This window comes from Serratia sp. MF1(2023) (assembly GCF_030954545.1).
GTDB classification, from domain to species: domain Bacteria; phylum Pseudomonadota; class Gammaproteobacteria; order Enterobacterales; family Enterobacteriaceae; genus Serratia; species Serratia sarumanii.
This window is the reverse complement of record NZ_JAVHUX010000022.1, coordinates 59,596-77,533: the sequence shown is the minus strand read 5'-3', so window position 1 is coordinate 77,533 and position 17,938 is coordinate 59,596. Positions and strand designations below refer to the sequence as shown.

Here is a 17,938-nt window from a genome sequence, read left to right as displayed (position 1 = left end):
AAGCTGTTTCAGCGCAAATTTTAGGGGCATATACTTTTCTCACTACGAGGAGGTAGTTATGTTACGCGACCATTTAAAAATAAACGCCAGCGATACGCTGGAAAAAATCAGCAATATCCATTTGCAAAACCAGGGCCAGGAAGAGATCAGTGAGTTTGTGGTGAAAAACGCCGCCGGCCTGCAGATTGGCAAGGTCTCCGTCCACGATCGTTTCAGCACCCGACGCTCGTACCCCACCAGTTACCGCATCACTCAAACCGACATGAACGGCCGGGTGGTGGTGGATGCCATGCGGGACTGTCTATAAGCGTAACCACTCTCTGAAATAGCGAAAATACTGTGATGATGGTAACCCTGTTTATTATTAAACGGGGTTTATCGCGTGGAATAATTAATTATCCTCTTAGTTTCATCGTCGAAAAAAATAAAGCCCCCGCATTAGACGGGGGCGATAAATAAATCGACTCAGTGTTTGATGATATACATCGTCTGGCTGTAGGCCACGTCTTCCGGATTGGTGATCGGGTAGCCTTTTACCCACGGTTTGATCAGGCGGCCGTTGGTGTACTGGTAAATCGGCGCGATCGGCGCCTGATCGGCAATGATCTGCTCCATCTTGTTGTAATCGGCGGTCACCGCCGCCGGATTGGTTTCCCGCCCCGCCTGCGCCAGCAGCTTGTCGTAGTCCGCGCTCTTGAACTTGGCGATGTTGCCGCTGTGGGTCGAGGTCAGCAGCGACAGGAAGGTCGACGCTTCGTTATAGTCACCTACCCAGGAGGCGCGGATCACGTCGAAATTGCCGGTGTTGCGGCTGTCGATGTAGGTTTTCCATTCCTGGTTCTGCAGCTTGACGTCAATCCCCAGCTTCTTCTTCCACATCGAGGCCACGGCGATGGCGATCTTCTGGTGGCTTTCCGAGGTGTTATACAGCAGCGTCAGCTTCAGCGGGTTGTTCGGGCCGTAACCGGCCGCCTGCAGCAACGCCTTGGCCTGCGCGTCCAACTCCGCCTGCGATTGCTGTTGCAGCAAGCTCACTTCCGGTTTAAACCCGGCTGTCACGTCCGGCGTGAAGTGATAGGCTGGTTTTTCGCCGGTGCCCAGCACTTTTTCGGCAATAATCTTGCGATCGATGGCATAGGACAAGGCCTGGCGCACCCGCACGTCGTTGGTCGGCGCGCGCTGGGTGTTGAACGCGTAGTAATAGGTGCCGAGCTGATCCGGCGTATACACCTGCCCCGGAATGTCTTTCAGCAGCTTCTGATACATGTTTTTCGGGAAGGATTCGGTGATGTCAATATCACCCGCCAGGTAACGCTTGGTGGCGTTGGATTCCTGGTTGATCGGCACGAAGGTCACTTTGGTCAGCACGGTACGCGCATGATCCCAGTAATGGTCGTTAGGCGTCAGCACCAGCTTCTCGTTCACCACCCGCTCCTGCAGTTTGAACGCGCCGTTGCCCACCAGATTGCCGACCTTGGTCCAGTCGTTGCCGTATTTTTCCACCACCGCCTTATTCACCGGGAACAGGCTGAAGTTGGCCGTCAGGCTGACGAAATACGGCACCGGTTTGTCCAGTTGCACTTTAAGCGTGTAGTCGTCCGGCGCCGACACGCCCAAGCGATCGGCCGGCAATTTGCCGCTGATGATCTGCTCGGCGTTCTGGATCCCCGCCAGCTGCGCGAACCAGGCGAACGGCGACAGGTTTTTCGGCTCTACCAGCCGCTGCCAGCTGTAGACGAAATCCTTCGCCGTGACAGGGTCACCGTTTGACCACCGCGCGTCTTTACGCAGATGGAAAATGTAAGTCTGGTTGTCGCTGGTCTGCCAGCGCGTGGCCACGCCGGGGATCACTTTCCCGTTGGCGTCCTGATTGACCAGCCCTTCGAACAGATCGCGCGCCAGCTGGGCCTCCGGCAGGCCAACCGCTTTGATCGGATCGAGCGAGGCCGGTTCGTCTTTAATGTGGCGCACGATTTCCTGTTTGGCCGCCAGCGCGGTGCCCGGGGGAACCTGCGCCGCCATGGCGCTGCTCATACAGGCGCCGATCGCCGCCGCGCAAAGCGCCAAACGAAAACCCCGTTGCATTTTTCTTCCCGTCATTATGATGTTCCCCCGTTAACCATCTGAATTTTTTATCATATAGCACAAGATCCGTCCGGCCTAGCGCTCACGGTCGAGAAGTTGCAAAAAGTGCGATTCAGGCGATAAAAAACCCGTGCGGCGCGGGGCGGCACGGGCGGTGTTTGCAGCAGCGACCGTCAGTCGTACAGGTGGATGCTGTTGATGCGGTAGCTGAACTCTTCGCCTTCTTCTTCATCGAACACGGTGAAAAAGCCTTTCTCGGCCAGCGGACGGGCCGAGATATCGGTTTTTTGCAGCTGGCGCGCGTCGGCGTCGTCGTAACCGTAATCGAGGTAGAAGGCATCTTTCTGATAGTCGATATGCAGGGTGAACGGATAGTTCGATTCATCCCCGCGCCCGTCGTCGTTTTTCACCACGCCGAACCACTCCCCCTGGCGGATCTGGTTTTCAGCGTCCACGCCGCACAGCAGCGTGATGGTGTCATTTTCATTTTCGCTATAGCTGGCGATGATTCTGGCTACTGGCATGTTAAATCCTCTTGCGGGTGATTGGCTTAGCACTGCCGTTAGTATAACAACAGCGTCAGGCCAGGTGCGGTTTAATTGGCGTTTTCGCCGCCGCCGCGTCACAGATCGCGCAAACGCCGCACAATTGCGATGGGAAAGATGTCTCAAAGCGTAATACACTGAATAAAATGACAATGACTCTCGACCTTTAATCCAGGGACAACACCATGACCGAACATCGACCACGCAGTGAACGTGGCCAGTTGGCCATCGCAGGAGAGAACTACGGCAGCTCGCTGCTGGGCGCGCCGCTGCTCTATTTCCCGGCGGCGAGCAGCGGCCCGCAGACCGGGCTGATCATCGCCGGCACCCACGGCGATGAGAGCGCCGCCATCGTGACCCTGTCCTGCGCGCTGCGCAGCATCGCCCCCGAGCGGCTGCGGCACCACGTGGTGCTGGCGGTCAACCCCGACGGCTGCCAGCTGGGGCTGCGCGCCAATGCCAACGGCGTCGATCTGAACCGCAACTTCCCGGCCGCCAACTGGCGTTCCGGCGACACCGTCTACCGCTGGAACAGCGCGGCGCCGGTGCGCGACGTCAAGCTCTCCACCGGCGGGCGCCCCGGTTCCGAACCGGAAACCCAGGCGCTGTGTCACCTGATCCATCGCCTGAAGCCCCACTGGGTAGTGTCGTTCCATGAGCCGCTGGCCTGCATCGAAGATCCCGCCAGCTCGCGGCTCGGCGTTTGGCTGGCGCACAAGTTCGAACTGCCACTGGTGACCAGCGTCGGTTATGAAACGCCCGGTTCGTTCGGCAGCTGGTGCGCGAATCTGTCGCTGCCGTGCATCACCGCCGAATTCCCGCCGATCTCCGCCGATGCCGCCAGCGAGCGCTACATCGACGCGATGACCGAGCTGCTGACCTACCCGAATTAATCCTTACGGGGCGATATCGACGATCGCCCCGCATTCGAACGCCAGGCCTGGCTCGACGTCACGCGCCAGCCAGGTCGGGCCGTCCAGATCGACGAAGCGCGCCGCCGGCGCCAGCGGCAAGGCGGCGGATATCGCCCGCGACGTGCACAACATGCAGCCGAGCATGATGTCGAACCCTTGTTCGCGCGCGGCCTGCGCCAGCGCCAACGCCTCGGTCAAGCCGCCGGTTTTGTCCAGTTTGATATTGATCATCTGATAGCGCTGCGCCAGCCGCGGCAGATCGGCGCGGGTGTGGCAGCTTTCATCGGCGCAGATCGGCAGCGGATGAATAAAGTGCTCCAGCGCGGCGTCGTCACCGGCCGGCAGCGGCTGCTCCAGCATCGCCACGCCGAGATCGGCCAGCAGCTGGCAGCGCGCCGCCAGCCCTTCCGCCTGCCAGGACTCATTGGCGTCGACGATCAGCGTCGCCTGGGGTACCGCGGCGCGGATCGCCACCAGTCGTTCGCTGATATAGTGATCGTCGAGTTTGATCTTCAGCAGCGTGGCGCCCTGCTGCTCCAGTTCACGCGCGGCGAAGGCCATCGCTTCCGGCGTGCCGATGCTGACGGTCTGCGCCATACGGATATGCGCCGGTGCCGCCACGCCGCTGCGCTGCCACAGGCTCTGCCCGTGCAGGCGGCACTCCAGATCCCACAGCGCCGAATCCAGCGCGTTGCGGGCGGCGCCCGCCGGCATCTGCGCCAGCAGCTGCTCGCGGGTTATGCCTTGTGCGATCGCCGGCGCCATCTCTGCCAGCTGCGCCATCACCGATTCCTCGCTCTCGCCGTAACGCGGGTACGGCGTGCATTCACCGGTGCCACGCACGCCCTGCTGTTCGATTTCGACCACCACCACCCGGGCTTCGGTGCGGCTGCCGCGCGCAATCACGAAGGCGGTATGCAGCGGCCAGGCTTCCGGGTAAAAACGCATGTCTCTCATAACGGCTCCTGAGCGAAAACTGCGCATTCAGCCAGGCTGATGCGCCGGTGATGTTTTATAGAACAGCCTAATATATACAACTATTTAGCAAACTTTGATATCCAATCCGCCCCGGTTGTCATAAACTGGCGCCAGGGTGTGAACCTGATGTTAAATGCCGTTGCCGGCGCGCCGTTTCATCAGGTTCATACCCTTTGTATAAACACCTGTAAAAGGAATCTAGCAATGACTCAGACAGTACATTTTCAAGGCAATCCGGTCAGCGTAGCGGGCAAACTGCCACAGCAGGGCGAACAGGCCAAGGCCTTCTCACTGGTTGCCAAAGACCTGTCAGACGTAGCGCTGAGCAGCTTCGCGGGTAAACGCAAAGTCCTGAACATCTTCCCAAGCATCGATACCGGCGTCTGCGCGACGTCGGTGCGTAAATTCAACCAGCTGGCCAGCGGCCTGGATAACACCGTGGTGCTGTGCATCTCCGCCGATCTGCCGTTCGCTCAGTCTCGCTTCTGCGGCGCGGAAGGCCTGAGCAACGTGGTCACCCTGTCCACCCTGCGCGGCGCCGAGTTCAAGCAGGCGTACGGCGTCGAAATCGCCGAAGGCCCGTTGGCGGGCCTGACCGCGCGTGCAGTCGTGGTGCTGGATGGCCAGGACAACGTGCTGTACAGCGAGCTGGTGAACGAAATCACCACCGAGCCGGACTACGACGCGGCGCTGGCTGCGCTGAAATAATAAAGCCGGCGAACGCCGGCTCTGGAAACACGTTAAAGGCGCCGCAAGGCGCCTTTCTTATTCTTCGCCCTCGGTGCCGCCTTTGCGGCTGCTCAGGCCATACTCGCGCAGCTTGTTGGCGATGGCGGTATGGGAAACGCCCAGCCGCTTCGCCAGCTTGCGGGTGCTGGGATAGGTGCGATACAGGCGCGTCAGCACCGAGCGCTCGAAACGCTTGCTGATGTCGTCCAGCGAGCCGTCCAGCACCTCGTCGCCCAGCGACATCTCCACCTCGAACTCCGGCAACACGATATCCTGCGGCCGCAGTTCGTAGCCTTCGGTTTGCGTCAGCGCGCGGTAGATGGCGTTTTTCAACTGGCGCACGTTGCCCGGCCAGCCGTACTTGCTGAGGAAGCCGCCCAAATCGCTCGCCAGCTTGGGCCGCGCCACGCCCTGCTCATCGGCGAAGCGCGCCACGAACAGCTCGGTCAGCGGCATGATGTCCTGCGGACGTTCGCGCAGCGGCGGGATGGTGATGGTCAGCACGTTGAGGCGATAATAGAGATCTTCGCGGAATTCGCCGCGCTGCACCAGCTCGGTGAGGTTTTTCTGGGTGGCGCAGATCACGCGCACGTCGACGTGCACCTCATGCTCTTCGCCGACCCGGCGGAAGGTGCCGTCGTTGAGGAAACGCAGCAGTTTGGTCTGCATACGCGGCGACATTTCGCCGATCTCATCCAGCAGCACCGAGCCGCCATTGGCCTGCTCGAAGAAGCCCTTCTTGCCTTCCAGCGCGTTGGGATAAGCGCCCGGCGCATGGCCGAACAGCTCGCTCTCCACCACGTCATCCGGCAGTGCGGCGCAGTTCAGCGCCAGGAACGGCTGTTTGCCGCGCGGGCTGCGCAAATGGCAGGCGCGGGCCAGAATATCCTTGCCGGTGCCGGTATCGCCGACGATCAGCAGCGGCGCATCGAGCATCGCCAACTTGCGCGCCTGCTCCAGCACGTGACGCATCTTGGCGCTTACCGCGACGATGTGGTCGAATTCGGTATCGTCGTTCACCGACAGATTTTGCAGCTGGCGGCCCATGCGCGCGGTGGACTTCAGCATCACCACCGCACCGACCGCGGCCGGCTGCTGCTGTTCGTCTTCCAGATAGATGGGCGTGATGTCCATCAGGAAGTCCTGGCTGCGGATCACCACCCGCTCGGAGTGCGGCGCCGTATGCTCGCTCTCCAGCCAGCGGCTGAAGTTATAGCCGCCGATCAGCGCCCCGGCGGTCTGGTTGCGGATCTTGTCTTCGTTCAGGCTGAACAGCGCCTGCGCCGCCGGGTTGGCCAGCTCGACCTTGCCCTTCATGTCGATCGAGAACACCGGTTCCGGCATCGATTCCAGCAGCGCGCGCAGCGCGCGGTGCTCGCGTTCGGAAGGCATAAAGCTGACGGTGCGCACGTCGGTCACGCCGGCGATGCGGCGGATCTCCGCCATCAGCGCGCGGAAAGTATCGAACTCCAGCTGGGAGAAATTGAGGTAAATGCGGCCGATGGGATCGATCTCGATGCCACGTAAGTCAATGCTGCGCGATACCAAAAGATCGAGTAATTCTCGAGTGAGACCGAGGCGGTCTTCGCAAAATACTTCCAAACGCATCAGTGTTGGCCTTATCTCTGCAGGTGCGGGGATCGTTGACGATGATGATACTCCCTCGCACCGGGCGGTAGAAGCGATCTGTCAGCAAAAGTTGACAGAACTCTGATTTATTGCCGTGGTTGCTGATTTTAAACGCAAGCGAATAACAGCATCGGCGTCATTTTAGACTACAAACAGAGAGTTATCACAACCAGAATTAATTTTGCAGAGATTTATCACGCCCTCGCAGGGGGATCGACTGTCGTCAAGTCTCGATTACGTCCGGCGTCGGCGCCGTTGAGAAAGCGGCGCTCCTGAGAGCGCCGTGCGGGATTATTTGGCCTTGCCGTCGCTCTTTTTCAGCGTGTCTTTCAACTGGCCGATCAGCTGGCTGCGGAAATCGCCAAGCTTCGGCTTTTCCCCTTCCAGCCACGGCAGCGGGCGGCACAGTTCCATCGCCTTGATGCCCAGCCGCGCGGTCAGCAAGCCGGCGCCGATGCCCTGCGCCGCGCGCGCCGACAGCCGCGCTGCCAGATCCTGCGACATCCAGTCCATGCCCACTTCACGCACCAGTTCGGAAGCACCGGCGAAGGCGATGTTCAACAGCACCAGCCGGAACAGACGAATGCGGCTGAAGTAGCCCAGCTCGATGCCGTATAGCGCGGCGATACGGTTGATCAAACGGATGTTGCGCCAGGCGATAAACGCCATATCCACCAGCGCCAACGGGCTGACGGCGATCATCAGCGTCGATTCGGCGGCGGAGCGGCTGATTTCGCGCCGCGCCTGGTTGTCGAGCACCGGCTGCACCAGTTTGGCGTACAGCTCCACCACTTCACGATCGTTTTGCGTTTCATGCAGCGAGGCCTGCCAGCGCTGCAGCGCCGGATGCCCCTGATCCAGCCCGGCCTGACGCGCCAGCTTCTCGCAGAATTCGCGCCCCTGGCCCAGCCCGTGACTGTGCAACAGCTCGCGCGCCACGTCGCGCTCTTCCGCGCGCTGACGCAGCCGATACAAACGCCGCCACTCGGTGACCACCGAACCGACGCCGGCGAACACGATCAGGCCGCCGGCCACGCCGCCGCCCATGGCGATCCAGTCCTGCTGCACCCAGGCGGTATGCACCCACTGCACGCCCTGTGCCACCACGCTGACGCCGAACAGCGCCAGGCCGGCGGTGACCATTTTGCGCCACAGGCTGCGTTTCGGTTTCAGCGCGGCGTTAATGATGCCTTCGGCGCGCCCTTCTTCCTCTTCCTGCTGCAGCTCCGGCGCCGCCGGGAAAAAGCTTTCCGCCTGTTCGGCATCGAACGCGACGCCGGCGCGCAACGCCGGCTCCTGCGGCGGCTGCAGCGGCTCGTCAAAATCGATACGCGGTTTGATCGGCTCGCTCATCGCAATTTGTCTCCCAATAAAAACTCCATCACCGCATCCAGACGGATGTGCGGCAACGGACTGTCCACGCTCATGGCGCGTGGACGAAATTCATCGAAGTGGAACCCCTGGCTCTGCCAGAACGCCGGCCCCGGCAGGCGCGCGGGCACTTCGCCGGGGAACACCGTCAGCGGCGCGCCGTCACCGAGGCGGTTGCCCTTCAGCGCCGGAATGCGTTGCCCCTGATGATCGACGATGCCGCTCTCGGTCGCCTGCACCGAGGCCAGGCCGACGCAATCCATGCTGATGCCCTCGAACGCCGCATTCTGCCACGCCTCCTGCACCAGCTGTTGCAGCAACGACACCAGATTGGCGTGCTGATCGGCGGTGATATGATCCGCCTTGGTGGCGGCAAACATCAGTTTGTCGATGGTCGGCGAAAATAAGCGGCGAAACAGCGTGCGCTTGCCGTAATGGAAGCTCTGCATCAGTTGGGTCAGCGCCAGACGCATGTCGTTGAACGCCTGCGGGCCGCTGTTGAGCGGCTGCAGGCAGTCGACCAGCACGATTTGCCGATCGAAACGGACGAAATGTTCTTTGTAGAAGTTTTTGACGATCGACTGGCAATAGTAGTTGAAGCGAGCGCGCAACATGCCGATGTTGGTGTGTTTGTCGGCCTGCGCCAGCTTCGATTCGCCGAACGCGGCCACGTCGGGCCACGGGAAAAACTGCAGCGCCGGCGCGCCGGCCATGTCGCCCGGCAGCACGAAACGCCCCGGCTGAATGAAGTGCAGCCCTTCCCTTTTGCAGCGCAGCAGATAATCGGTGTAGGCCTGGGCGATCGCCGCCAGGCGGTTTTCGTCGGCCGGGGCCAGCGGATCGCAGGCTTTGCACAGCTCAAGCCAGGGTTTGGCCCATTCTGCGCGTTCGCCCTGCAGCAGCCCGGCCATCTGGCGCGACCAGGCCAGGTAATCCTGCTCGAGCATCGGCAGATCCAGCAACCATTCACCGGGATAATCGACGATCTCCAGATACAGCGTGGAGGTGTCTTTGAAGTGGCGCAGCAGCGAGTCGTTGGAGCGGTAGCGCAGCGCCAGACGAATTTCGCTGACGCCGCGCGTCGGCGTCGGCCAGGCCGGCGGCGTGCCGTACAGCTGCGCCAGCCCTTCGTCATAGGTGAAACGCTGGATGCCGAGATCGCGCTGCGGAATGCGTTTGACGCCCAGCAGGCGCTCTTCGCGCGCCGGTGAAAACAGCGGCATGCGCGCGCCGCTGTGCACATGCAGCAGTTGGTTGACGAAGGCGGTGATAAAGGCGGTTTTGCCGCTGCGGCTCAGGCCGGTCACCGCCAGGCGCAGATGGCGATCCATTCCGCGGTTGACCAGCGAGGTTAACTCATTTTGCAGTCGTTTCATTGCTCTCCTTGACGTAACGCCCGAATGCCTTGTTCAGGCCTTTACGGAACAGCGGTTCCAGCACCAGCGCCAGCACGAAGCGCACCGGTTTGCGGCCGACGGTCTTCAACAGCCAGCCGGCGGCGCCCGCCGGGCCATAGTTCAATAACGCTATGATGATGACTTTAGCCAATGTCTTCAACATTGCCGCCGCTCCTCGTTTAAATCCACCCGTTCTGGCGGTGTTCGCAACATCGATTTTATTCATGACAATGCCCTCCGGCACAAGACGATTAATTTCACATTCAACGGGATAACGGCGGCGAAGATGCCCGGCCTGCGCAGGCCGGGCATCGCAAGAAGGGTTACAGCTTGCGGAAACGGCTCTGCACGCCGAAGGTATCGGACGTTACGTAGCGCTCGACCTGACGCAGCTGCTGCTCGCCGCTGCCCAACTCATATTCCAGCTGATCGAGCAGCTGGCGCGGCGTCTTCTGATGCTCGCCTTCGAAACGGCTGGCCGGCGCTTCGTCCAACACGAACACCAGCGCGATATAGGCCACCAGCGTGAAGAAAAACAGCCCGAAGAACAGCGACAGCACCACCATCACGCGGATCAGGCGCACCGGCACGTCGAAATAGTGGGCCAACCCGGCGCAGACGCCTTTCACCATGCCTTCTTCGGGAACGCGATAAAGCTTTTTACTGCCCAGCGTCATGCTCATCAGGACTGTCTCCAGTTCGGGTGTTCCGCATCAAGGATCTCTTCCAGCGCCTGAATGCGTTCACGCATGCGTTTGGCGTCTTCCGCCAGCTGCGCCAGGCGCTGCATTTCTTGCTGACTCAGCTGGATGCCGGTCTGTTGCCGATTGCTGTAATGCAGCCAAAGCCAAATCGGCGCGACAAACAGCACGAAAATTGTCAGCGGAATGGCAAGTAATAAAGCACTCATTGTTATTCCTTCTTATCGGGTCCTGGATAGGCGGCCACCTCCGACGTGTGGCCGCGGTTCGCCTTACTCTGAGCGGTTCATCTTGGCTTTCAGCGCCGCCAGCTGCTCACTGATGGCGTCGTCAGCTTTCAGCTCGGCAAACTCTTGGTCCAGCGACTTCTTTTTACCGATGCTGATGCTTTCCGCCTCGGCTTCCATGTGGTCGATGCGGCGCTCGAACTGTTCGAAACGCGCCATCGCTTCATCCAGCTTGCCGCTGTCGAGCTGGCGGCGCACTTCACGGGAGGAAGACGCGGCCTGATGACGCAGCGCCAACGCCTGCTGCCGCGCACGGGTTTCGGTCAGCTTGTTTTCCAGCTCGCCGATTTCGCTCTTCATGCGCGCCAGCGTTTCTTCTACGGTCGCCACTTCTTGCGTCAGCGTGGCGATCAGATCGGCCACCTTTTGTTTTTCGATCAGCGCCGCACGGGCCAAATCTTCTTTATCTTTGCGCAGCGCCAGTTCGGCTTTTTCCTGCCAGTCGCCTACCTGGCTTTCGCCCTGCTCGATGCGACGCAGCAGCTGCTTTTTCTCCGCCAGCGCACGCGCCGACGTAGAGCGAACTTCAACCAGCGTGTCTTCCATCTCTTGGATCATCAACCGCACCAGCTTCTGCGGATCTTCCGCCTTGTCCAGCAGGGTGTTGATGTTGGCGTTCACGATGTCGGCAAAACGAGAAAAAATACCCATAATTCACTTCCTCTTGGTTCTGATGGCGTCTGAAGCGCCGCGTTAAGTCGTACAGCTTGCCCGAAGATATAATCAAAACCCGTGCCAACTTTTATATCATTGATAAATAATGGATAATATTTTTTGACTCTCTGCGCGCTTGCTGTAGAGTGATTATTTTCACCAAACATTGGCGAATTTCATCATGAACGAGCAGCCAGAGAATTTGTTGGGCGAGGCAAACGCCTTTGTCGACGTATTGGAGCAAGTCTCCCAGGTGGCAAAGCTGAACAAACCGGTGCTGGTGATCGGCGAGCGCGGCACCGGCAAGGAGCTGATCGCCCACCGCCTGCACTACCTTTCCAACCGCTGGCAAGGGCCGTTCATCTCGCTCAACTGCGCGGCGCTGAATGAAAACCTGCTGGATTCCGAACTGTTCGGCCACGAGGCCGGCGCCTTTACCGGCGCGCAGAAACGCCATCTGGGGCGCTTCGAGCGCGCCGATGGCGGCACGCTGTTTCTCGATGAGCTGGCGACCGCGCCAATGCTGGTGCAGGAGAAGCTGCTGCGGGTGATCGAATACGGCCAGTTGGAGCGCGTGGGCGGCAGCCAGCCGCTGCGGGTGGATGTGCGCCTGGTGTGCGCCACCAACGACGATCTGCCGGCGCTGGCGGCGGCGGGCAAATTCCGCGCCGATCTGCTGGATCGGCTGGCGTTCGACGTGGTGCAGCTGCCGCCGCTGCGCCAACGTCGGCCCGATATCATGCTGCTGGCCGAGCATTTCGCCATTCAAATGTGCCGCGAACTGGCGCTGCCGCTGTTTCCCGGCTTTACCGAACGCGCCAGGCAAACGTTGCTCGAATATGGCTGGCCGGGCAACGTGCGTGAACTGAAAAACGTGGTCGAACGTTCGGTCTATCGTCACGGCCACAGCGACAGCCCGCTGGACGAAATCATCATCAACCCGTTTGCGCCGCGTGAGGCGGCGCCGGTCGCCCCCGCCCCTGAAGGCGCCGGCGCGTTACCGGCGCTGCCGCTGGATTTGAAAAACTGGCAGCTGGAGCAGGAGAAGGTATTGATCGAAGCGGCGCTGCAGCAGGGGCGTTTCAATCAGCGCAAGGCGGCGCAGCTGCTGGGGCTCACCTATCATCAGCTGCGCGGCATGCTGAAAAAACATGCGCTGCTGCAAAACGGCGAGCAAGACGAGGATTAGTAACGCAGGGATTGGGTGCCGGTCTTTCCCGGCCGTCAGCTATTAGCCCCAGGTTGGGAGATGTGGCCTGAGGACGGCCGCCTGGAGATGTCGGCCTTTCCCGACGGTCACTTCACTGCGCGGGATTTTCCCGCCGATGAATCACCTTCTTGCAAGATCACTGCGGTATTTTCCCTGCCCGATAAATGACGCCGAGCGACAACGCGACGCAGACCAGAAAGGCATAGCGCAGACCGACAGTTTCGGATAAGAACCCGATTAACGGCGGCCCGATCAGCGTGCCCAGAAAGCCGATGGTCAACACCGCCGCGATGGCGGCGCTTGGCGCCATGGAAGAAGACCTTGCGGCCGCCCCCGCAACCAGCGGAATAATGACGCAAATGCCAAGCCCAACCAGGAAAAAACCGATTATCGATGTCACCAACCCCGGCAACCAGGTCGTTAGCGTCATGCCGGTGAACGCCAGCATTCCGCCCCACTGCAACGTTCTTCTCACTCCGATCCGATCAACGAACCGGTTCAACATGAGCCGACCGATCGTCATGGCCGCCATAAATACCGTAAAACCCAGGCCGATGTATTTTCGATCGACCGAGACGACATTCTGAAAATAAACGACGCTCCAGTCATACATGATGCCCTCACAAGCCATCGAGCAGAAAACGATCAGGCCATAGTTGAACAGCGAGCGGTCCGGGATGGCGAAAGCGCGCCCGGTCTGTTCCAACTCCGGTTTGTCGAACAATGCCCGCCGACACAGCAAGGCGGACACCAGAGCCACCGCCGCTATGCCAGTAAAGTGCAGCAGCAAGGCGACATCCCGACCGATCATTAGCGCCCCGATCCCTGCGCCGACGAACCCGGCCACGCCCCATATACCGTGAAAGAACGGCAGCCGCGTTTTACCGCTGACCGCCTCGGCGATACTGGCCTGCATGTTGTTAGAGACATTGACCGCGCTGTAAGCGAACCCGGAGAAAAACAGCAACGCCGCCAATTGAGGGACCGTCGCGGCAAAGGGCACCAGAAGCAAAAGCATGGCGTTGATCAGAATGGCCGCGACGCCGACCATCCTGCTGCCGAGTTTGGCGATCGCCCATCCCGATATCGGCAGCGACAAGACCACCCCGGCCGACATGGCGAACAGTACGCTGCCGAATACGCCGTCAGACAACGCGAGCCCTCCCTTGATCGTCGCCATCCTTGAGCTCAAACTGCCGAAACACAACCCCAACATGAAAAACATGCTGGATATCGCCAAGTTTTTTTCTTTCATCATCGACATCATGGTCGCCCCCTTATCCGATTAGCGGCCTGGTCAGGCGAAAGCATCAATGCCGGTCAGCGATGCCGAAAGCGCCCACAAACGCTGCGCCTGTTCCGGGTCGATCGCGTATTCCTTCACGCCGACCAGCGCCTGGCTGTCGTGCGCGGCGATGCCGGCAATATCGCCATCCTCGCAGTAAAGCCCCCCCAAACCTTGCAATTGCGGTGAAGTGGCGGCCCACACCTGAGTAGCGGCCCCCTGCTGAGGCGTTTTAAGAGCGTCGGGATCGGCCGGATTGCCGTCTTCGTCCATCCAGCCCAGGGCTATCATCTCTGCTCTCGATATGTGCCGCTGCAGCGGCGTGGCGATACTGCCAGGGTGAAGGCTAAATGCGCGGATCCCCCGCGAGCGGCCCAGAAGATCCAACCTGACGGCGAACAGGGCATTCGCCGTCTTCGACTGACCGTACGCCAGCCACTTGTCGTAACCGCGTTCGAACTGCACATCTTCCCAACGGATCGCCGAATGGTGATGCCCGGCGGAGGAGACGGTGACCACCCGCCCTCCATCGGCAATGGCCGGCCACAGCAAGTTGGTCAGCGCATAGTGGCCGAGGTGGTTGGTGGCGAACTGTCTTTCCCAACCTTGCCCCACCCGCGCCTCCGGGCATGCCATCACTCCGGCGTTGTTGATGACAATATCCGCCCGTAGGCTCGATGCGGAAAAGTCAGCGGCGAAGCGGCGCACGCTGTTCAAATCGGCGAGATCGAGTTCGGCGATCTCGACGCCGGCGCTCTGTCCTAACACCTCTTTGGCTGCCGCCGGTGCCCGGCAAGCAACGATGACACGTGCGCCGGCACCGGCCAGCGCCAGCGTCGTCTCCAGACCGAGACCTGAATGACCACCGGTGACGATGGCCTGCGAGCCTGACAGATCCAGGCCTGCGAGCACCTCGTCGGCGGTCGTTTTGGGCCCAAATCCTGACTTGATGGGGGTTTGTTGGGTAATCACAGGCATTCTCCTCACGGTTAACAGTGACCGGCCAAACGCAGCCAGCGCGTCGATGAGAAGAAGTATGAAATTCCGTCACGTGACTGTGAATGCATGAAACCCCGAACTTCTGTCGAGATCGTCCAGGTTACGCGGCGCAAAGAGAAGAGAAGTGGATCATGGCGGCTCGCCAAGCGAGATTTCCGGTCTTAGACAGGTAAAAAAAAAGCCAGCACCCGAGCTGGCTTAAAAAACACTGGAAGCAATGTGAGCAATGTCGTGCCTTCCACATCAGAGCCGCAAACTGTGGCCTTCCGTGAACTGCCAGGCGATGATAATAGTTATCAGTATCGTCTGTAAAGCACTTTGTTGAGAATTTTTCTCATTTCCACACGAAGATTGCGCAATTACCACTCAGGGAACGGGTCAGCCATGTCCAGCCAGTAGTCCACGCCGGCGGCCATTTCATCGTCGCTCAGCAGGCATTCGTCCAGCAAACGCACGATCGTCGCCTGCTGCAGATGCTGGCCGATAAACACCAGCTCCTGGCGCATGTCGCCGAACGGCTCCACCCATTTTTCCTGAATGTGCGCCCGCGCTTCGGGATCCTGCGGCCAGTTCTTTTGCGGGATGGCGCGCCAAAAGGTGCCCGCGAGGCCGTAGTGGGCGATGCCCCCTGCCTGGCTCCACTGCCCGGCCTGCCGCGGCCGCGTCGCCAGCCAGAAAAAGCCTTTCGAGCGCAGCAGCTTGCCGCCGCCCCAGTCGCCGTTGATCACGCGGTAAAACTTGTCAGGCGCAAACGGCCGCCGCGCCTGATAGACGAAGCTGCTGATGCCGTAGTTTTCCGTTTCCGGCACGTGTTCGCCGCGCAGCTCTTTCAGCCAGCCGGGCGCCTGCTGCGCCTTTTCAAAGCTGAAGCTGCCGGTATTCAGCACCGCCTCCAGCGGCAGCTTACCCGGCGCGATCGGCACAATGCGGGCATCGGGGTTCAGGCTGGCCAGCAGCGCCATCACTTCGCCCTGCTGGGCTGGCGTCAACAGATCGGTCTTGCTGACCAGCATCACGTCGCAAAATTCAATTTGCTCAATCAGCAGATCCGCCACGCTGCGCAGATCGTCCTCGCCCAGGCTTTGGCCGGCCTCCTGCAGGCTTTGCGCCTGCTGGTACTGCTGGATGAAATTCACCCCGTCGACCACCGTCACCAGAGTATCCAGCCGGGCGAACTGCGACAGGCTTTCCCCTTGTTCATCCTCGAAGGTAAAGGTTTCCGCCACCGGCAGCGGCTCGGAGATGCCGCTCGATTCGATCAACAGATAATCGAAGCGCCCGTCCTGCGCCAGCTCGCGCACCGATACCAGCAGGTCTTCGCGCAGCGTGCAGCAAATGCAGCCGTTGCTCATCTCTACCAGCTTCTCTTCCTGGCGATCGAGATGCACCGCATTTTCCACCAGCGCGGCGTCGATGTTCACTTCGCTCATGTCGTTGACGATCACCGCCACGCGCATGCCCTGCCGGTTGTTCAGGATGTGGTTCAGCACCGTGGTCTTGCCGGCGCCGAGAAAGCCGGAAAGCACGGTCACAGGAAGTTGTTTCATGGGAGCCTCATTAAAATTCATTGCGTAATGCCTGATAGCCGCGCACCAGCTCGACGTTGGTGGCGGCCACTTCTTCCGAAAACTGCAGCGCGCCGCGATCGACCTGGCGATAGCGCGACAGGTCGCTGTCCGGCCCTACGCGCTCGGTCGAGGGGATATAGCGGTTTTCCGGCAGCGTCACGCCGTCCACCACCGCGTTGTAACGCACCACGCAGCCGGACTGGATGTGGCAGTTGAACAGCACGCTGTTGAAACCGATAAACACCCGATCGTCGATGCGACATGGGCCGTGGACAATGGCGCGGTGGGCGATCGAGCTGTAACGGCCAATGATGACCGCCGCCCCGCTCTTGGAGTGGATCACCACGCCGTCCTGAATATTGGAGTGCGAGCCGATGACGATCGGTTCCATGTCGCCGGCGGCGTTCAACTCGTCGGCGCGGATCACCGCATACGGGCCGACGTAAACGAAATCTTCGACGATCACCCGGCCGCAGATAATGGCGGTGGGATCGATGTAGGCCAGCGGCGAGACCTGCGGCAGGTGGCCGCTGGGATTTTTACGCAGCATGATTTTCTCCCCGCCAGCTCAGCTCCGCCACCGCATTGTGGGCATGCAGGCTCTCCTGATGCTCGACGCGCAGCGAGAAGGCGCGGTAATCGCACTGGCTGCGCAGCATGCGATACAGACGGCGCGCCGCATCTTCGCAAAACATCAGGTTCTGACCGTTGGCCAGCGCGAAGGCCTGCTCGTCGCGGCGTTTCACCAGCGTTTGTACCGGCGTGCCCAGCGCGTGTTCGATGCGGTCGATCAATTTCACCGGTTCGAACGCCCGTTCATTCTCGGGCGTCACGGTGACCCAGGCCCAGCTGCGCTGGCTGTGAGGGGTGGCCGGCATTCCCTGCTCCAACAGCCACTCGCTCACCTGCCGTTGGCTGATCCGCTCCGCCGCCTGTTCAAAATCAAACTGAAACTGTTGCTGCGCCAGCTGGCGGCTGAGCGCCGCCGAACTCGGACAGGTGGAGGAGTAAGGTACGCCGACGGTCAGCGCCAGCGTCAGCCTGTCCGTCAGGGTGGCCTCGATGCGCAGCGGGTAAGCCTTCCAGCCGCGCTGCGGCGACAGCAACGCCGGGCGCGACAGCAGCAGCTCGCCGCTGAGCGTCAGGCTGGCGCGATCGCTGTGTTCCGGCTGCGAATCCAGAAAGGCCTGCAGCGTTCGGCCGAGGCGCTGCGGCGTCAGCTCGCCCTGCGTCAATTCGTCCAGCGCCAGATACAGCCGCGACATGTGAATGCCGCGTTCGCCCGCCGCTTCGGCGCGCAGGTTGATGCCGGCGTCGACCTTGGCCATCAGTGGCTTGCCGGCCAGCTCCAGCGGCAGCGCGATCCCTTGCATCCCGACCCAATCGAGCCCGACATCACTCATTTCGCCGCGCCATGCCTGAGCGTCCGGCAGCGAACGGCGTGGTGGAAGTGCAACTTCGTTCATACATCCCCTTGCGTTATTGTGACTTTGCCGGGGAACGGTATCATGATTTTGTTATGTTATAACATATCAAATAAGATTTTTTTCACGATCGCGAACGACCTGATTAATCAAGTCGCAGAA

The 17,938-nt window shown here is 60.6% G+C and carries 19 protein-coding genes; 4 read left to right on the top strand and 15 right to left on the bottom strand.

Annotation, left to right across the window (positions count from 1 at the left end; translation table 11 throughout):
- Positions 1 to 58 precede the first annotated feature (58 nt).
- Entirely contained in the window at positions 59 to 307 is a 249-nt protein-coding gene (locus tag REA38_RS13455; RefSeq protein WP_033648443.1) for a hypothetical protein, read from the top strand.
- A 158-nt stretch (positions 308 to 465) separates the two neighbouring features.
- On the opposite strand, the gene REA38_RS13450 is transcribed toward REA38_RS13455, so the two are convergent.
- Both REA38_RS13450 and REA38_RS13445 read right to left on the bottom strand, forming a co-directional pair.
- The gene (locus REA38_RS13450; RefSeq protein ID WP_308886034.1) at positions 466 to 2,100 is read right to left on the bottom strand and encodes an ABC transporter substrate-binding protein; all 1,635 of its coding nucleotides are present in this window, start codon (positions 2,098 to 2,100) and stop codon (positions 466 to 468) included.
- Between the two features lie 158 nt (positions 2,101 to 2,258).
- Complete coding sequence (locus REA38_RS13445; RefSeq protein WP_015378006.1) at positions 2,259 to 2,609, bottom strand: hypothetical protein; 351 nt, start codon at positions 2,607 to 2,609, stop codon at positions 2,259 to 2,261.
- A gap of 206 nt (positions 2,610 to 2,815) precedes the next feature.
- On the opposite strand from REA38_RS13445, the gene mpaA reads away from it, so the two are divergent.
- Positions 2,816 to 3,523: a murein tripeptide amidase MpaA gene (gene mpaA, locus REA38_RS13440; RefSeq protein WP_308886033.1), complete on the top strand. Its 708-nt coding sequence runs from the start codon at positions 2,816 to 2,818 to the stop codon at positions 3,521 to 3,523.
- Positions 3,524 to 3,526: 3 nt separating this feature from the next.
- Here mpaA and ycjG read toward each other — a convergent pair whose 3' ends face one another.
- The gene (gene ycjG, locus REA38_RS13435) at positions 3,527 to 4,501 is read right to left on the bottom strand and encodes an L-Ala-D/L-Glu epimerase (RefSeq protein WP_308886032.1); all 975 of its coding nucleotides are present in this window, start codon (positions 4,499 to 4,501) and stop codon (positions 3,527 to 3,529) included.
- 225 nt (positions 4,502 to 4,726) lie between these two features.
- Between ycjG and tpx the strand changes: the two genes are divergently transcribed.
- On the top strand, positions 4,727 to 5,230 hold the full coding sequence (gene tpx, locus REA38_RS13430) for a thiol peroxidase (protein WP_004930536.1): 504 nt from the start codon (positions 4,727 to 4,729) through the stop codon (positions 5,228 to 5,230).
- Between the two features lie 57 nt (positions 5,231 to 5,287).
- On the opposite strand, the gene tyrR is transcribed toward tpx, so the two are convergent.
- The 7 genes from tyrR to pspA all read right to left on the bottom strand — a co-directional run bounded on the left by tyrR (position 5,288) and on the right by pspA (position 11,287).
- Positions 5,288 to 6,859 (bottom strand): transcriptional regulator TyrR, encoded by a 1,572-nt coding sequence (gene tyrR, locus REA38_RS13425; RefSeq protein ID WP_049212551.1) that lies wholly within the window; start codon positions 6,857 to 6,859, stop codon positions 5,288 to 5,290.
- A 312-nt stretch (positions 6,860 to 7,171) separates the two neighbouring features.
- Positions 7,172 to 8,233, bottom strand: coding sequence for a YcjF family protein (locus REA38_RS13420; RefSeq protein WP_004930545.1), 1,062 nt, complete (start codon positions 8,231 to 8,233; stop codon positions 7,172 to 7,174).
- Positions 8,230 to 9,627 carry a YcjX family protein gene (locus tag REA38_RS13415; RefSeq protein WP_197802100.1) on the bottom strand — a complete coding sequence of 466 codons (1,398 nt, stop codon included), beginning with the start codon at positions 9,625 to 9,627 and terminating at the stop codon, positions 8,230 to 8,232. Before REA38_RS13415 ends, REA38_RS13420 begins: the two co-directional genes overlap by 4 nt.
- Complete coding sequence (pspD, locus tag REA38_RS13410; RefSeq protein ID WP_031299672.1) at positions 9,608 to 9,874, bottom strand: phage shock protein PspD; 267 nt, start codon at positions 9,872 to 9,874, stop codon at positions 9,608 to 9,610. The genes REA38_RS13415 and pspD overlap by 20 nt, the downstream gene beginning before the upstream one ends.
- 97 nt (positions 9,875 to 9,971) lie before the next feature.
- Entirely contained in the window at positions 9,972 to 10,331 is a 360-nt protein-coding gene (gene pspC, locus REA38_RS13405; protein WP_033643233.1) for an envelope stress response membrane protein PspC, read from the bottom strand.
- Positions 10,331 to 10,558: an envelope stress response membrane protein PspB gene (pspB, locus tag REA38_RS13400; protein WP_004930553.1), complete on the bottom strand. Its 228-nt coding sequence runs from the start codon at positions 10,556 to 10,558 to the stop codon at positions 10,331 to 10,333. Before pspB ends, pspC begins: the two co-directional genes overlap by 1 nt.
- A 63-nt stretch (positions 10,559 to 10,621) precedes the next feature.
- Positions 10,622 to 11,287 carry a phage shock protein PspA gene (gene pspA, locus REA38_RS13395; RefSeq protein ID WP_033634686.1) on the bottom strand — a complete coding sequence of 222 codons (666 nt, stop codon included), beginning with the start codon at positions 11,285 to 11,287 and terminating at the stop codon, positions 10,622 to 10,624.
- Positions 11,288 to 11,471: 184 nt separating this feature from the next.
- Here pspA and pspF point away from each other — a divergent pair, with 184 nt between their 5' ends.
- Entirely contained in the window at positions 11,472 to 12,479 is a 1,008-nt protein-coding gene (pspF, locus tag REA38_RS13390; RefSeq protein ID WP_308886031.1) for a phage shock protein operon transcriptional activator, read from the top strand.
- Positions 12,480 to 12,636: 157 nt separating this feature from the next.
- Here pspF and REA38_RS13385 read toward each other — a convergent pair whose 3' ends face one another.
- The 5 genes from REA38_RS13385 to folE2 form a co-directional block, all read right to left on the bottom strand.
- Positions 12,637 to 13,716: an MFS transporter gene (locus REA38_RS13385; protein WP_374213789.1), complete on the bottom strand. Its 1,080-nt coding sequence runs from the start codon at positions 13,714 to 13,716 to the stop codon at positions 12,637 to 12,639.
- A gap of 81 nt (positions 13,717 to 13,797) precedes the next feature.
- On the bottom strand, positions 13,798 to 14,763 hold the full coding sequence (locus REA38_RS13375; RefSeq protein WP_207795590.1) for an SDR family NAD(P)-dependent oxidoreductase: 966 nt from the start codon (positions 14,761 to 14,763) through the stop codon (positions 13,798 to 13,800).
- Between the two features lie 380 nt (positions 14,764 to 15,143).
- Complete coding sequence (gene zigA, locus REA38_RS13370) at positions 15,144 to 16,331, bottom strand: zinc metallochaperone GTPase ZigA (RefSeq protein ID WP_049234346.1); 1,188 nt, start codon at positions 16,329 to 16,331, stop codon at positions 15,144 to 15,146.
- Positions 16,332 to 16,341: 10 nt separating this feature from the next.
- On the bottom strand, positions 16,342 to 16,902 hold the full coding sequence (locus tag REA38_RS13365; RefSeq protein ID WP_033634689.1) for a carbonate dehydratase: 561 nt from the start codon (positions 16,900 to 16,902) through the stop codon (positions 16,342 to 16,344).
- A complete protein-coding gene (folE2, locus tag REA38_RS13360; RefSeq protein ID WP_033653048.1) occupies positions 16,892 to 17,818 on the bottom strand; it encodes a GTP cyclohydrolase FolE2 in 927 nt (308 codons plus the stop codon). Before folE2 ends, REA38_RS13365 begins: the two co-directional genes overlap by 11 nt.
- Positions 17,819 to 17,938: the final 120 nt, after the last annotated feature.

Excerpts from the sequence above, each read along its gene's own strand:
- folE2 (WP_033653048.1), bottom strand. The coding sequence starts at position 17,818 with ATGAACGAAGTTGCACTTCCACCACGCCGTTCGCTGCCGGACGCTCAG.
- pspA (WP_033634686.1), bottom strand. The coding sequence starts at position 11,287 with ATGGGTATTTTTTCTCGTTTTGCCGACATCGTGAACGCCAACATCAAC.
- REA38_RS13375 (WP_207795590.1), bottom strand. The coding sequence starts at position 14,763 with ATGCCTGTGATTACCCAACAAACCCCCATCAAGTCAGGATTTGGGCCC.
- tyrR (WP_049212551.1), bottom strand. The coding sequence starts at position 6,859 with ATGCGTTTGGAAGTATTTTGCGAAGACCGCCTCGGTCTCACTCGAGAA.
- REA38_RS13385 (WP_374213789.1), bottom strand. The coding sequence starts at position 13,716 with ATGTTGGGGTTGTGTTTCGGCAGTTTGAGCTCAAGGATGGCGACGATC.
- REA38_RS13420 (WP_004930545.1), bottom strand. The coding sequence starts at position 8,233 with ATGAGCGAGCCGATCAAACCGCGTATCGATTTTGACGAGCCGCTGCAG.
- pspC (WP_033643233.1), bottom strand. The coding sequence starts at position 10,331 with ATGAGCATGACGCTGGGCAGTAAAAAGCTTTATCGCGTTCCCGAAGAA.
- pspD (WP_031299672.1), bottom strand. The coding sequence starts at position 9,874 with ATGAATAAAATCGATGTTGCGAACACCGCCAGAACGGGTGGATTTAAA.
- mpaA (WP_308886033.1), top strand. The coding sequence starts at position 2,816 with ATGACCGAACATCGACCACGCAGTGAACGTGGCCAGTTGGCCATCGCA.
- REA38_RS13365 (WP_033634689.1), bottom strand. The coding sequence starts at position 16,902 with ATGCTGCGTAAAAATCCCAGCGGCCACCTGCCGCAGGTCTCGCCGCTG.
- pspB (WP_004930553.1), bottom strand. The coding sequence starts at position 10,558 with ATGAGTGCTTTATTACTTGCCATTCCGCTGACAATTTTCGTGCTGTTT.
- REA38_RS13415 (WP_197802100.1), bottom strand. The coding sequence starts at position 9,627 with ATGAAACGACTGCAAAATGAGTTAACCTCGCTGGTCAACCGCGGAATG.
- REA38_RS13455 (WP_033648443.1), top strand. The coding sequence starts at position 59 with ATGTTACGCGACCATTTAAAAATAAACGCCAGCGATACGCTGGAAAAA.
- ycjG (WP_308886032.1), bottom strand. The coding sequence starts at position 4,501 with ATGAGAGACATGCGTTTTTACCCGGAAGCCTGGCCGCTGCATACCGCC.
- REA38_RS13445 (WP_015378006.1), bottom strand. The coding sequence starts at position 2,609 with ATGCCAGTAGCCAGAATCATCGCCAGCTATAGCGAAAATGAAAATGAC.
- pspF (WP_308886031.1), top strand. The coding sequence starts at position 11,472 with ATGAACGAGCAGCCAGAGAATTTGTTGGGCGAGGCAAACGCCTTTGTC.
- REA38_RS13450 (WP_308886034.1), bottom strand. The coding sequence starts at position 2,100 with ATGACGGGAAGAAAAATGCAACGGGGTTTTCGTTTGGCGCTTTGCGCG.
- zigA (WP_049234346.1), bottom strand. The coding sequence starts at position 16,331 with ATGAAACAACTTCCTGTGACCGTGCTTTCCGGCTTTCTCGGCGCCGGC.
- tpx (WP_004930536.1), top strand. The coding sequence starts at position 4,727 with ATGACTCAGACAGTACATTTTCAAGGCAATCCGGTCAGCGTAGCGGGC.